The 14633-nt window shown below is 42.0% G+C and carries 10 protein-coding genes, 1 tRNA gene and 1 other RNA gene; 3 read left to right on the forward strand and 9 right to left on the reverse strand.

The genetic code is table 11. The features are described from left to right. Window positions 1–20: 20 nt before the first annotated feature. The 9 genes from EL101_RS12345 to gltB form a co-directional block, all read right to left on the reverse strand. Window positions 21–554 carry a GNAT family N-acetyltransferase gene (locus EL101_RS12345; protein WP_096598068.1) on the reverse strand — a complete coding sequence of 178 codons (534 nt, stop codon included), beginning with the start codon at window positions 552–554 and terminating at the stop codon, window positions 21–23. Window positions 555–654: 100 nt separating this feature from the next. Beyond that, window positions 655–924: signal recognition particle sRNA large type (gene ffs / locus EL101_RS12350), an RNA gene on the reverse strand. Between the two features lie 85 nt (window positions 925–1009). After that, the gene (gene treR, locus EL101_RS12355) at window positions 1010–1744 is read right to left on the reverse strand and encodes a trehalose operon repressor (RefSeq protein WP_096598070.1); all 735 of its coding nucleotides are present in this window, start codon (window positions 1742–1744) and stop codon (window positions 1010–1012) included. A gap of 21 nt (window positions 1745–1765) precedes the next feature. Continuing rightward, entirely contained in the window at window positions 1766–3397 is a 1632-nt protein-coding gene (gene treC / locus EL101_RS12360; RefSeq protein ID WP_096598072.1) for an alpha,alpha-phosphotrehalase, read from the reverse strand. 47 nt (window positions 3398–3444) lie between these two features. Further along, window positions 3445–4881, reverse strand: a complete 1437-nt coding sequence (treP, locus tag EL101_RS12365) for a PTS system trehalose-specific EIIBC component (RefSeq protein WP_096598074.1) — start codon at window positions 4879–4881, stop codon at window positions 3445–3447. 203 nt (window positions 4882–5084) lie between these two features. Next, the gene (gene relB / locus EL101_RS12370) at window positions 5085–5267 is read right to left on the reverse strand and encodes a type II toxin-antitoxin system RelB family antitoxin (RefSeq protein ID WP_197717996.1); all 183 of its coding nucleotides are present in this window, start codon (window positions 5265–5267) and stop codon (window positions 5085–5087) included. A gap of 334 nt (window positions 5268–5601) precedes the next feature. Then, a tRNA-Ser gene (locus EL101_RS12375) sits at window positions 5602–5694 on the reverse strand. Between the two features lie 66 nt (window positions 5695–5760). Next, a complete protein-coding gene (locus EL101_RS12380) occupies window positions 5761–7218 on the reverse strand; it encodes a glutamate synthase subunit beta (RefSeq protein ID WP_096598078.1) in 1458 nt (485 codons plus the stop codon). Between the two features lie 12 nt (window positions 7219–7230). Beyond that, complete coding sequence (gltB, locus tag EL101_RS12385) at window positions 7231–11736, reverse strand: glutamate synthase large subunit (RefSeq protein WP_096598080.1); 4506 nt, start codon at window positions 11734–11736, stop codon at window positions 7231–7233. Window positions 11737–11858: 122 nt separating this feature from the next. Here gltB and gltC point away from each other — a divergent pair, with 122 nt between their 5' ends. From gltC to EL101_RS12400, 3 genes are read left to right on the forward strand one after another with little or no spacing between them, the layout of a single operon-like run. Further along, a complete protein-coding gene (gene gltC, locus EL101_RS12390) occupies window positions 11859–12737 on the forward strand; it encodes a glutamate biosynthesis transcriptional regulator GltC (RefSeq protein WP_096598082.1) in 879 nt (292 codons plus the stop codon). Between the two features lie 12 nt (window positions 12738–12749). Next, window positions 12750–13859: a YibE/F family protein gene (locus tag EL101_RS12395; protein WP_096598084.1), complete on the forward strand. Its 1110-nt coding sequence runs from the start codon at window positions 12750–12752 to the stop codon at window positions 13857–13859. After that, a complete protein-coding gene (locus EL101_RS12400) occupies window positions 13856–14629 on the forward strand; it encodes a YibE/F family protein (RefSeq protein ID WP_096598086.1) in 774 nt (257 codons plus the stop codon). The genes EL101_RS12395 and EL101_RS12400 overlap by 4 nt, the downstream gene beginning before the upstream one ends. Window positions 14630–14633: the final 4 nt, after the last annotated feature.

Genomic DNA, 14633 nt, shown 5'->3' on the forward strand with positions numbered 1-14633 from the left:
CTGATTTGTATGGCAACATCCTATTCAAAAAATGCGTCTGGATAGATCACTTTACCGTTAGGCGGGTCCTCGAGTGTATCCCACAAAAATTTGACACGATAGTTTTCAGATGGTACATCAAATGGCGCCAAAATATGATGTGGTGCCGCTTCCTCATAACCTAACTTTTGATAGTAATCGGCATGCCCTAACACGACAATTGCTGTATAGTTCTCAGCAAATGCACGCTCCTCTATAGCATGAACGAGTGCTCGACCAATCCCTTTATGACGATATTCCGCCACGACAGCTAACGGGGCCAATGCAAGTGCAGTATACGTCGTGTCATCATTTTGAATTGTCACTTCAGAGCACATGCCGTGACCGATGATGTCGCCTTCATCTGTTTTCGCAACGACTTCTAATTCATAACGATAATTCGGTGACAAGCGCAGACGTTTGACGAGGTGGTGTTCTTGATGGTCAGACTCAGGAACGTCTTCAAATGCTGTTGCAATCATTTCATATGTTGCTTCATAATCATTTTCAGTTGGTGTACTTAAAAATATAGACATTGCTTCAACCCCTTAGCGTTAAAATAAAGTATAAAAAAAGAGCGACTCTTAACAGCCACTCTTGTATCTATTTCACAATACATTACATTTAAAATTAAAACCGTGCACCTCTGTGTCGAATGCGCATCACAAACGTTACCAGAGTCGACAGCTAAATCTCGGCTACCCTACGGCACATACGAGGATCCACTTAATGCTGCTTCCGTCAGGACCTGACATGGTTCATGGGTTCATATTGCATAGGACCGAAATCTTCAAACACCTCGTGCTCTGGGCAGACTTCACAAATACACACCCTTCACAAAGGAATTCGGCCTCGCGTAAAGCGGATTTCGAGTAAAGGGAACCGCTACCTCCCCGCTTAGCACGGTACATCTAATAATACTATACTTCAGATTAGAATTGCAAGCATAATCAAGATTGCAAGCAATGAAAATCATGTAATGTTTCACCCATTATGATAAATGTGAATGTCGTCTAGAAAAATCAATAAATTTAAATTCAGTGGCAATATGTTTAGATACATTATACTGAAATTTTGTCGTATCTTTCAAATGGACGATGCCTCGTACAGTGGCCGAATATTGAGGTGTCACATCGCCAAATGCTGCGCGCTCCAACTCTCCAAACGGTTCGAACGTAATCGATTTGCTCGAAAAACTAATCTCATACCCTTTCACTTTTTCAATATAATCGTATAAAGAGTTTTGAACGACCGTTTCAGACAACTCTGGAAACAGGTTCGCACGCACATAATCTTCATCAACAATTTTCGTTATACCTTCCATTTGACGATAACGAATGAAATGCCATAGTTCTTCGTCAGCTGTTAGTTCCAACGCCTTTTTCACTTGAGGCACGTCCGCCGCTTTGATCTTTTCAAAACGGACGACGACGGTTTCGTAATGAAGACCGAGTTGCGATTGAACCTCTTTAAAGCTTTTCAAATCAGCAAATGGAAACTCTGTCACGCCTTGATAAATGACGACTGAACCTTTACCACGAATTTTTTGAATCATGCCATCCAAGACGAGCATGTTCAAACTTTTCCGCACTGTTTCACGTGACACGTTGTATTTTTTCACCAACTGATGTTCAGAAAGCAATTGTTCACCGTATTCATATTCACCTTCCAAAATTGCGATACGTAAACGTTCATAAATATATTGAAATTTATTTTGGTTTTTCATCCGACTTGCCTCTCATTTTCATTATCTCGCTACAACGATTGCTGCATATGCTTCGAGTTCATTTCCTTTTATTATACCACTTTGAAGGACGACCGAACCAGAGCGATCCAAATCTTCCGGCAATGTGACTTTTTCTGATGTCATATTCGCAATAATCAACCAAGTGTCCCCTTGATAGCGTCGTTCATACACAAACAGTTGCGGATGATCGAGATAGCGCGGCACAACTTCTCCATACGTCACAATATCGTGTTCATGACGCAACTGAATTAACTTTTTGTACGTGTATAAAATGGATTCCGGGTCTGCTATGGCCGCTTCGACATTCACCGTGTTGTAATTATCCGCAACTTCAATCCACGGTGTTCCAGTTGTAAAACCGGCATGCGCTTCACCATTCCATTGCATCGGCGTACGTGAATTATCCCGCGATTTTTGCCCGAGTATCGTTAATATTTCCGCTTCGTCTATCCCGGCTTCACGCATTTCACGATACGCATTCAACGACTCCACATCACGATATTGTTGAATCGACTGAAAATGCGGATCTGTCATGCCAATTTCTTCACCTTGGTAAATATACGGTGTCCCTTGTAATAAATGTAAGGCAATGGCTAACGTTTTGGCACTTTGTTGACGTAACGCTTCAGTCGCATCACTACCGAATCTTGAAACGACACGCGGTTGGTCATGATTACACCAAAAAACCGCATTCCAACCATTGCCAGCATACATTTTCGTTTGCCATTCCATCAAAATCTGCTTCAATTGCAACAAATCAAATTTTTGGTTCGTCCACTTTTGCCCGTCACGATAATCGACTTTTAAATGATGAAAGTTAAACACGCTACTCAACTCTTGGCGCTCTGGATTCGTATATTGAATACAATGGTCAATGGAGGTAGACGACATTTCACCGACCGTCATCATATTGCGATCACCAAACGTATGACGATTCATTTCATGGATATAGTCGTGCACACGTGGCCCATCTGTGTAATATTCTTTGCCGATGTCATTTGAGTTTTCAAACGTATCTTTAGAAATCAAATTAATCACGTCAAAGCGAAAGCCATCTACACCGAAATCAATCCAATAATTAATCATTTCATACAATGCATGACGCACTTCCGGATTATCCCAATTCAAATCCGCTTGGGTCACATCAAATAAATGTAAATAATATTCATCTGTCGCTTCATCATACTGCCATGCGTTCCCACCAAACTTCGATAGCCAATTCGTCGGCGACCCATCTTCTGAGCGTCTAAAAAAGTAATAATCGCGATACGGATTGTCTACTGACTGTTGCGCTTGTTGAAACCATTCGTGTTCTGTTGATGTATGATTGATAACGATATCAAGCATCATTTTTAATCCACGTGCATGTGCCTCGTCAATCAATGTGCGTAAATCTTCTTTATTCCCAAATTGCGCATTCACTTGATAGTAATCACGAATGTCATAGCCATTATCATTCATCGGCGAATCGTAAATCGGTGTGAGCCATAAATAATCGACCCCTAAAAATTGTAAATAATCCAGTTTTTCAATGATCCCTTTTAAATCGCCTTCCCCATTACCTGTCGTATCGTTAAAAGACTTTGGATAAATCTGATACACAACTGATTTTTTCCAATCTTGCCTTACCATGTGAAACCCACCTTATTTTTTCTTTGTGCTGTGCAACATGTTAAAACTTACTGTTCGTCATTGACCATTTTTTTCGTTTTTTCACGACTTAACTTTGAGAAAATGATCGTTAATACTGCCGGTACGACCATCGAAATCAACGTCGCAATACCGAAAACACCCCAGAATTGTGATTTAATCGAAATGATTGCAGGTACGCCACCGACACCGACTGAACCTAATACGCCAGAGCCACCTACAATCGCTCCAGTGACCATCGTCGTTAAAATGGCAGCGAAGAATGGGTATTTCAATGGCAAGTTGACACCAAACATTGCTGGCTCTGTCACGCCTAAAAAGCCTGAAATACCAGATGTCATCGCTAAACCTTGTTCTTTATTCATTTGACGACGTTGATACACGAACCATGCGCCAAATGCGGCTGAACCTTGCGCAATGTTAGACAACGCTAAAATTGGCCATAAGTACGTACCACCGAGTTCACTTCCCATGAGTTGGAAGTCGACTGCTAAAAACATGTGATGCAAACCTGTAATTACGAGTGGTGCATACAATAAGCCATACACGGCACCGCCAAACCAGCCGGCATTGCCAAATAAAAATTGAACCGCTGATGTAATACCTGTACCAATCCATAACGCGAGAGGTCCGATAAATAAAAATGCTAAAAATCCAGTTACTAACAATGCGACTGGGCCGACAACAAGGAGTTTAATCGAATCATGAACGACCTTGTTCAACCCTTTTTCAATTTGCGCCAGCACATACGCTGCGAGGAGGACAGGCAGCACTTGTCCTTGATAGTTCAATTGTTCGATTGTTAAACCAAAAATGTGCCACGCTGGAATTTCATCAACTTTACCAATGTCATATTGTGATAACAACTGTGGATGCATCAATACGAGCCCGAGCACAATCCCTAATACCGGATTGCCACCAAACACACGCATTGCACTCCATCCGACTAATGCTGGCAAGAAAATAAATGCCGTTGTCGCAATGACGTTAATAATATTAGCGAAATCAGCAATTTGCGGAAATCTTTCTATAATGGACGGCGCATCACCTAAACCTTTCATCGTCAACACATTGTTAATCCCTAATAACAAACCAGCCGTTACGATAGCAGGTAAAATCGGAATGAAAATATCACCAAGCAACTTAATTAAACGTTGTAACGGATTTCCTTTTTTGGCCGCTTGTGCTTTCGCTTCCTCTTTCGATACCGCTTGCGTATTCGTTTCCTCCATCAACACTTTGTATGCTTCGTCTACCGTTCCAGGACCAATTACAATTTGATATTGTTGATCCGCTTTAAATTGCCCTTTAACAAGTGGGTTCTCGCTTAACTTGTCTTTGTCCACTTGATTGTCATCTTTTAACACTAATCGCAAACGCGTCACACAATGTGTTGCGGACTGAAGATTTTCCTCTCCACCAATTGCTTCGATAATATCACGGACATCTTTCTTTTTCACTGCCATCACTGTCACTCCTTATTTAGAAACTTGTACAGAGAAGTTTTGTAAAGGCTTACATTTACATTTTCCTTTTTTATTGTACTTTATGTAACGTTGGCTCAAGATCACATCGCGCTTTCGCTTGGCAACATGAGCAAGATGAGAAGAAATACGTTTTTACCATTTCGAAAATAAAAAGACCGAGAATTTCTTCCCAGTCTTATCATTTACTTCATTACATCTTCAACATCCAAAGCGTTTTGACCTGTTTCACGATATTCTTTTAACACTTCATCTCCTACCTTAGCGTCATAGATATCTTCTAAATCTTCAAAAGTATATTGTTTAAGTACTTCGCTCAAACTCAACCCTAAAAAGTCTGCTATATACTTTAAAAACTTTCTCATCATCACTGACTCTAATTGTAATTGTAGCTATAATTGATTCACCTCAATTATTTTTAATATCCCGTTAGCATCGTTAAATCAAACAGTTAAATACGCTCTCATCACTACATTGATAATTGTAGTACAAAATATGTTACAATTTCTGATCCCTGTCATACGAGGTGACAATATAGAAGGATGTATCAGGAAGTGTGTTTTACAATGACAACGAACACCCACACATAGAGGATGAACAACTTCTGGTTCAATTAAGTTAAAAAAGCGCAAAAAAAAGCCAAGCATTCAACCGCTTGAATGTTTGGCTTTTATATCTATTAGTCTTGGATTTTACTTATAATGGCGGAGGAAGAGGGATTCGAACCCCCGCGAGCCGTTAAGCCCCTGTCGGTTTTCAAGACCGATCCCTTCAGCCAGACTTGGGTATTCCTCCGTGTGACGAGCACATAACATATATTATTACAGCTCGTTCACATTGTCAACAAGAATTTTACAAAATTTATATAAAAACTTTTCCGGCTATGTAGCGGTGCACTGATTGCGCGACTTCACGGCCTTCTTTAATCGCCCAAACAACAAGGCTTTGACCGCGTCGTGCGTCCCCTGCTACAAAATATTTTGACTGATTCGTACGATAATCTTTTGTGTCCGCCACAATTTTTTGACGCTCTACTTTTAACTGCAATGCGTGTGCCAATGGTGATTTGACACCTTCAAAGCCAATCGCGAGCAAAACGAGGTCAGCCGGAATAAAAATTTCTCGATCATCCCCTACAATTGTACCGTCAGCATGATCGCGTTGGACTTGCGCATAAATACCGCGGACATCACCTAACTCATCGACATCGAAGCGCATCGTTTGAATACCATATGCACGGGGTTCTTGCCCATATTTCGCTTCATATTCTTGATGCGCATAGTCTTTCTTCAATACAGGTTGTGCAAGCGGCCAGCTATAGTTAAATTCAAAACGCTCAGGTTTACGCGCTTTACGGTTGAATTGGATAATGGATTCGCAACCATCACGTAATGCTGTCGCAACACAGTCAGCCCCTGTATCACCGTCACCAATGACCACGACTTTTTTACCTTGAGCCGAAATGGTTTGCGTATCCGTTTCAAGCAATAACAATTGCGTTTGTTCAGTCAGATAATCCATCGCAAAGTGAATACCACGACCCATACGACCTTCTAACGGCAAGTCACGCGGCTTTTCGGCACCTGTACAAACGACGACAGCATCATACGTCTCATCCAGTTCACTTTTGCTCACATCTTTACCGATTTCTACGTTACAGTGAAAAGTAATACCTGCTTCTTCTAATAAACGAATACGTCGAAACACAACTTCTTTATCGAGCTTCATATTTGGAATACCATAAGTCAGTAAGCCACCTGGTTGGGCATTTTTCTCATACACGACGACTTGATATCCCAATGCATTTAGCTCTTCTGCTGCGGCTAATCCTGCAGGGCCACTCCCGATAATCGCTACTTTTTCATCGCGACGTACTGAAGGGCTTTTCGGCTTCACCCAACCTTGTTCAAACGCTTCGTCAATAATCGTTCTTTCAATCCCTTTAATCGCTACAGATTCGCGATTAATCTTCATGACACATGATGCTTCACACGGAGCTGGACACACATAGCCTGTAAAATCCGGAAAATTGTTCGTCTCTGCTAAACGTTCGTATGCCGTTTTAAAGTCACCGCGATACACTAAATCGTTCCATTCTGGGATGTAATTACCGAGCGGACAGCCCACTGTTTCACGTTCGACCATTTCACCTACTTGGCAAAATGGCGTCCCACAATCCATGCAACGTGCCCCTTGTTGTTGCGCATCTTCTTGTGAGAAACGTGACTGATATGCCTCATAGTGATGAATACGTGTCTCTAGAGGCATTTCTGCGAGCTTTTGCTTATCATATTTCATAAAACCTTTAAATTCACCCATAGTTAGCCTCCTTTAGTACACAGCAATCGGTTCCGCTTGTGCCACTTCATCTATATTTTGATCATCATTAAATGCAGCTAATAACGCGTCGTCTTGTGATGCACGTTGTTGCTGATGATAATGAATTTTTTGCACCATTTGCTTATAATCTTTCGGAATGACTTTGACACATTGCTGTAAGTGCGCCTCAAAATCAGCTAAAATTACTGCTGCTTTTTGACTATCTGTATAAGCCAGATGACGTTCCAACATGCCTTTTAACATCGCTTTTTCCGCTTCGTCCTCGACCACATCAAAATCTAATGTTGCCAGTTGATTGTGTGCTTTAAACTGTTCAACATCTGAAGGGAACGCGTAACACACACCCCCACTCATGCCTTGGCCAAAGTTTTTACCGACATCACCTAATATGACGACACGCCCGCCTGTCATATATTCAAGGCCATGATCACCGACACCTTCAACGACAACGTGTACACCACTATTACGGATACAGAAACGTTCACCCGCACGCCCATTAATATACGCTTCACCTTTCGTGGCACCATAGAAACAAACATTACCGACAATGATTTCGTCTTCACGCGCGACATTCGGTGCATTGACGACAATTTTACCGCCAGATAATCCTTTACCGACATAGTCATTCGCATCACCCGTATGATAGAGCGTCAACCCTTGTGGTATCCATGCACCTAAACTTTGACCGGCATGCCCATGCGTTTCAGCTACAATTGTATCTGTTGGCAAGCCATGCAAACCGTGTGTGCGCGTAATTTCACTACCTGTAATGACACCGACGTTACGCTGTTCATTGCCGACTTCGAACTGACCTTTAAAGTGACTGCCCGCTTGAATATGCGCTTGCGATGCGGGTAATAACGTCGTCAAATCAAAGCCATGTTCGAGACCGTGACGTTGTTCAATTTCTTTTGTACGTGGACCGTCATGTTGATACAACAAGTTTTCTAACTTCATTTCACGCGCTTTTGGATGATGATAGGCAACAGCTGAACGTTTCAGTAAGTCTGTACGTCCGACAAGCTCATCGACTGTACGAATACCGAGTTCTGCCATAATTTCACGCAATTCCTCGGCAACGAAATGCATATAATTCACCACATGTTGCGCTTTACCTGTGTAGAGTTTACGCAAGTCACCGTTTTGTGTCGCGATACCGACTGGACACGTATCTTTATGACACACACGCATCATAATACAGCCCAAGACGACTAACGGTGCTGTCGCAAAACCAAACTCTTCCGCACCGAGCATACATGCATAGGCAACGTCTTTACCTGTTAGTAACTTACCATCTGTTTCCAAACGCACACGTGAACGCAAATCATTCATCATAAGCGTTTGATGTGTTTCTGCAAGACCGAGCTCCCATGGTAATCCCGCATGCTGAATACTCGTTTTCGGTGACGCACCTGTTCCGCCATCGTAACCACTAATGACGATTTTATCTGCAAATGCCTTCGCAACCCCTGCAGCAATCGTGCCGACACCTGATTTAGATACGAGTTTCACAGTAATGTCCGCATCACGATTAACATTTTTTAAGTCATGGATCAATTGGGCTAAGTCTTCAATCGAATAAATATCGTGATGTGGGGGTGGCGAAATCAAGCCAATGCCTGGTGTTGAACCACGCACCTCCGCAATCCATGGATACACTTTACTGCCTGGCAACTGTCCGCCTTCCCCTGGTTTAGCGCCTTGAGCAACCTTGATTTGAATCTCTTTCGCATGTTGTAAATAATGACTCGTTACACCAAAACGGCCTGAAGCCACTTGTTTAATCGCACTTTTGAAGTCGCGTCCATCTGCTTGCGGTTCATAGCGTGATAAAGCTTCTCCACCTTCACCACTATTACTTTTACCGCCGAGTTGGTTCATCGCTTCCGCTAATGTTTGATGCGCTTCTTGTGAAATTGAACCGTAACTCATCGCACCCGTTTTAAAGCGTTTCACAATTTCCTCAACCGGTTCGACTTGTGCAATATCGATGGCCTGTTGTGATTTGAATGCAAATAAGTCTCGAATATGGCTGCTCGTTTGGTCGTTCGCCACTTTAGAAAATGCTTTAAACTGTGCATAATCATTGTCGCGACACGCATGTTGGAGTAATCGAATCGTTGTCGGATTGAATGTATGATGTTGACCTTGTTGACGCCATTGGAATGTACTTCCTGGATCTAATGTGTCACCTTTAATTGTTTGGCGCGCCTTGTTTTCAGCGTCTAATGTTTCAATGGAGATACCCGATAATTTTGAAGTTGTGCCCGTAAAATAATCGTCAATCACTGCTTCGGATAACCCTACCGCTTCAAAAATTTGTGCCCCTTGATAACTTTGAACCGTAGAGATACCCATTTTCGCCATTACTTTAATCAGTCCCTCTGATAAAATGGCGTTGTAACGCGCGACATTATCGGCCACTACACCGTCTAATCGACCGCGCTCTGTCAATTGTGCAATTGTTTGTTGTGCAAGATACGGGATGACTGCATTCGCACCGTAACCGACTAAACAAGCGAGATGATGCACTTCACGTGTTTCACCAGAACTTGCGACAATACTCGTTTGCATCCGTAAATTTTCCCGGATTAATAATTGATGAATATGACTCACCGCTAATAAAATCGACATCGCATACTGGTCTGCTTCGGTGACGTCACTATCATTTAACACGATGATTTCTGCCCCTTGACGTACCGCTTTGACGACCGCTCCCCCTAAGTTGTCTAGCGCCTCTTTTAAGCCACCTGTGTAACCTGTCGAAAACTCTGCTAACGTAAAGCCTTCTTGTCCGATGACGTCTAATTGTGCTGGCGTCAACACGGGATGTTTCAGTTGCACCCGCTTAAGGACATCTGGCCCCGGTTTGAGCAAGTTACCTTCTTTACCTAAATAACTCAATTCACTTGTTACAATTTTTTCACGATATGCGTCAATCGGTGGGTTCGTTACTTGCGCAAAGAGTTGTTTGAAATAGTTAAACAGTGATTCAGGTTGTTCACTGAGTACAGCAAGTGGCGCGTCGTAACCCATTGCCCCAATAGGATCTTTACCACCCGTCACAAGTTCCGTTAAATATTTATCCAATTCTTCTTTCGTATAGCCAAAGCGTTGTTGCATTTGAAGAACATGGTCTACAGCAACAGGCCCAGCCGCATATGGGACTGCTTCCAAATCGAGCTTGTGTTGATAGGTTTCCAACCATTCCAAATACGGTTGCTGCTCTGCAATCGTGGTTTTTAATTCATGATTTTCGATGACTTTATGTTGATTAAAATCGACGAGCAATAACTTACCTGGATTCAGTTGTCCTTTAAATACAACGTCTGCTTCGTCTACATCCACGACGCCGACTTCTGATGAAAAGACGATTTCATTTTGTTTCGTAATTGTATAACGGCCTGGTCGCAAGCCATTTCGATCGGTTAAAGCCCCTAACTTGTCACCATCACAGAATGAAATCATGGTCGGTCCATCCCATGGCTCCATTAAATAGCTATAAAATTCGTAAAATGCGCGTACTTTCGGATCGTTACTTTCGTTATACAACCACGGTTCTGGAATGAGTAACATCGCCGCTTGTTCAGGCGACATCGCTAAGCTTAAAAACTCCAGTGCATTGTCCACAATTGCCGAGTCACTGCCCGATTCATCCAATATTTGATGCACTTTATGTTGTGCCTCGCCAAAAATCGTTTCAATTAAGCGACGTTGACGGGCACGCATCCAGTTGACATTACCTTGAATCGTATTGATTTCACCGTTATGCATGAGCAAGCGGTTTGGATGTGCACGCTCCCAACTCGGAAATGTATTCGTACTAAAACGCGAGTGTACCGATCCGAATTTCGATACGTATGAGGGCTGTTGTAAATCGACATATAATGATTTAATTTGGTCTGAACGCAACCATCCTTTATAAACTATGGTACGTGTCGATAAACTCGTAAAATATAAATCTAACTGTGCACTTTCCCCATATTTTTCGATTTGTTTACGCGCAAGGTACAATGCACGCTTAAAGTCTTGAGCGCTATCATTCACGACGAATATTTGCTGAATGACTGGCATCGTTTCTGCTACATGCGGCGCGAGACACGTCACGTCGACCGGTACTTGACGCTCACCGATGACACGCAATCCTTCTCCTTCAAACAATGATGCAATTACCTTTGCATGTTTTGTGTCAGAAATCTTGACGTTAGCAAACAACATCCCTACCGCATAGTCACCTTCAGCCGGTAAATCAAAATCAGTGACTTCTGAAAAATATTGATAAGGCACTTCTGTCATAATGCCTGCCCCATCACCTGTAATACCATCTGCACCGATACCTCCACGGTGGTCAAGACGGCGTAACATTTCTAAAGACTTTTCGACAATCTCATGAGAACGTTCATTATTCATATTCGCATAAAAGCCAATCCCACACGCGTCATGTTCTTCACGACTGTCATAAAGTCCGATTTTGGAATTTAAATAATTGTTAGACATTTCTGACACCTCCCTTTAGTAATATTTCAACTATATAGCAAAGCGATTTATCACATCAATATATACTTGAGATGAAATCTATCTAATTTTGAGATAATATAAATAGCAAGAGGTGGAATGGTATGGAATTGAAACAACTCAAATACTTTGTCGAAGTCGCAAAACGTGAACATATTTCTGAAGCAGCACTCGAATTGAACGTCGCACAATCTGCAATTAGCCGTCATATTCATAATTTAGAAAACGAACTTGAAACATCATTATTTTATCGTCGTGGCCGTAACGTCTTTTTAACCGCAGAAGGCAAACAGTTGCTAACGTATGCCCAACAAATCCTCGAGCAAGTTGATCTCACTTTGTCACAGTTTCAAACTCAAGTACAACAGCAGCAAAGCGTCTTCACTATCGGTTATGTAGACGGCTCAATCGGCCAAATTTTACCGCAAGTGTTACAGACAATTGAAAACGAACTGTCCTTGTCACTCATTCCTGCATTGTTAGATGAACATGAGTCATTACAAGCGTTGCAAGCACAAGAAATTGATTTTGCACTGACGACTGCTACAACGACGGATCCTACATTTGAAGTAGTGCCGCTAGTGGAAGAAACGTACGTCTTATATGGAGACTTACACGCGCCAATGATGAATGTGCCGAACCCACCGTTATCTCACATATTGAAACAACCGTTATACTTGCTCGAACCGATCCCTACAGACTTCAAAACGTATTTGATGACGCATGCCGACAAGCCCGTCCGCGTCTTGAATCAAGAACAATTCGCACGCTTTATTTTGCGCAATCAAAAAGGCTTCGTACTTGCGCCAACGTACATCAACTTATATAGTCAAAATCAACAATGGAAAAAGATTTCATTGTCACATACAGATTTCAAAAAAACGTTACGCCTCATTTATCGACGCGATTTACAAAAACCATTACGTGATGAAGTGATACAAATCATCATGACACATATACAACAACGTTCGGTTTATCATTAAGGAGAATGATTTATGAAGCAACTTTCGAAAAAAACAAACACCATCATCATCGTGGTGAGTATCCTCGTAGCGATTTGTGCGATTGTATTCACACGTTTGAATAGTTCGTTTTATCATATCCCGCTCGGTGAAGTGACGAAAATTGAAAGTCATCACCAAGAAAAGTCAGTAGATGAACAACATAATCAAGATGTGAAATATGAAGACGTATTGCAAGTGAAATTGTTAAATACGAAACAACAAGGCGACACCCTTCACGTCGAACACCGGTATAACGCATCGAAAACTGAAGAACAAGCGTATCAACCGGGTGATAAAGTTCTGCTACACAAAGGAAAAAATCAAAAAGATACATATATTATCGAGAAAAAACGCGATACCGTACTCGTTACAGTCATCAGCGCGTTCTTTATCGCATTACTCATTGTCGGACAACGGATTGGACTTCAATCCATCCTATCACTCGTCATTAACGCGCTTGCCATTTTGTCGGCCATTAGTTTGTATCACACGTATCCGCAACTGAATCTCTTTTTACTAATGAGTCTCGCAGTCGTTATTGCGACAACTTTAACACTGTGGCTCGTAATTGGTTGGTCGATGCGTACGATTGTGACCATTGTCAGCACTTTACTCGGCACGTTCATTTGTATTTTTATCGCATGGAGTGTCATCGGTTTAACACATGGACATGGGATTAAATATGAAACGATGAGCTTTCTCACGATTCAACCTAGAACCGTCTTCCTTACTTCCGTTATGGTCGGGACGCTTGGGGCAGTGATGGATGTCGCCATTACGATTTCAAGCGGGATGTATGAAGTGTTAGAGCGGTCGCCACACATTTCAATGCAACGGTGGGTACTCGCAGGTCGTAACATCGGTCGTGACATTATGGGAACGATGACGAATATTTTATTATTCTCATATCTTGCAGGAAGTTTACCGATGCTCTTACTTTATTTAAAAAATGGCAACACGCTCACTTACAGCATTAGCATGAATTGGTCATTAGAAATTTCCCGGGCCATTACAGGCGGGATTGGTATCGTCTTAACTATCCCATTGACCATTTTTCTCATGCGTTTATGGTTAAGCCTACGAGGAGGTGCAACACGATGAATGCCATTGTCATCTTAGGTTTAATTCTTTTTATACTGATGCTCATATTTGGCGGTAAAACAGGACTCGTTTCATTTTTAACGCTATTTTTAAACTTTATCATTTTGTTTATGACCGTACTCGCCATCGTTTTTGGCGCACCGATTTATGTTGTTACTTTCATTTTTTGCATTATTGTCTCGATGGTTAACTTATTTTTACTCAACCGCTTTAATACAAAAACTTTAGCTGCATTTATCGCGAGCATGGTCACGACACTATTAATGATTGTCGCCGTTTACTTATCCGTACATTGGGGACATCTACAAGGGTTCACCCAAGAAGAACAAGACGAAACTTATATCTTTTCATTAAATATTGGGATTGATATGGCGCAGTTTATGATTTTTACTGTGCTACTTGCCGTCATTGCAGCAGTGATTGACTTGGCGATTACGATTAGCTCACCTGTATTCGAGTTACACGAGACCAATCCCTCATTATCCGAACGCGAACTGTTTCATTCAGGCATGCGCGTCGGCCGAGAAATTTTAGCGACGTCTGCGAACACCATTTATCTCGCATTGATTGGGGGCTCGATGACCATTGTCTTTTGGTTTTTCAACTTGCATTACAGTTTCGGCCATATGCTCAACGCCAAATTGTTTGCACAAGAAGTCATTACGATTGCGTTAGGTGGCATTGCCATTGCAGTCTGTATTCCGATTACAGCTATGATAACCGCTTGGCTTGTGAAACATCGCCATCAACTTCCTTTTCATCTAGACTGAGCTT

The sequence above is a fragment of the Staphylococcus delphini genome, from assembly GCF_900636325.1.
Taxonomy (GTDB): domain Bacteria; phylum Bacillota; class Bacilli; order Staphylococcales; family Staphylococcaceae; genus Staphylococcus; species Staphylococcus delphini.

Coding starts and splice junctions, on each gene's coding strand:
- EL101_RS12345 (WP_096598068.1), bottom strand. CDS start 554: ATGTCTATATTTTTAAGTACACCAACTGAAAATGATTATGAAGCAACA.
- treR (WP_096598070.1), bottom strand. CDS start 1,744: ATGAAAAACCAAAATAAATTTCAATATATTTATGAACGTTTACGTATC.
- treC (WP_096598072.1), bottom strand. CDS start 3,397: ATGGTAAGGCAAGATTGGAAAAAATCAGTTGTGTATCAGATTTATCCA.
- treP (WP_096598074.1), bottom strand. CDS start 4,881: ATGGCAGTGAAAAAGAAAGATGTCCGTGATATTATCGAAGCAATTGGT.
- relB (WP_197717996.1), bottom strand. CDS start 5,267: ATGATGAGAAAGTTTTTAAAGTATATAGCAGACTTTTTAGGGTTGAGT.
- EL101_RS12380 (WP_096598078.1), bottom strand. CDS start 7,218: ATGGGTGAATTTAAAGGTTTTATGAAATATGATAAGCAAAAGCTCGCA.
- gltB (WP_096598080.1), bottom strand. CDS start 11,736: ATGTCTAACAATTATTTAAATTCCAAAATCGGACTTTATGACAGTCGT.
- gltC (WP_096598082.1), top strand. CDS start 11,859: ATGGAATTGAAACAACTCAAATACTTTGTCGAAGTCGCAAAACGTGAA.
- EL101_RS12395 (WP_096598084.1), top strand. CDS start 12,750: ATGAAGCAACTTTCGAAAAAAACAAACACCATCATCATCGTGGTGAGT.
- EL101_RS12400 (WP_096598086.1), top strand. CDS start 13,856: ATGAATGCCATTGTCATCTTAGGTTTAATTCTTTTTATACTGATGCTC.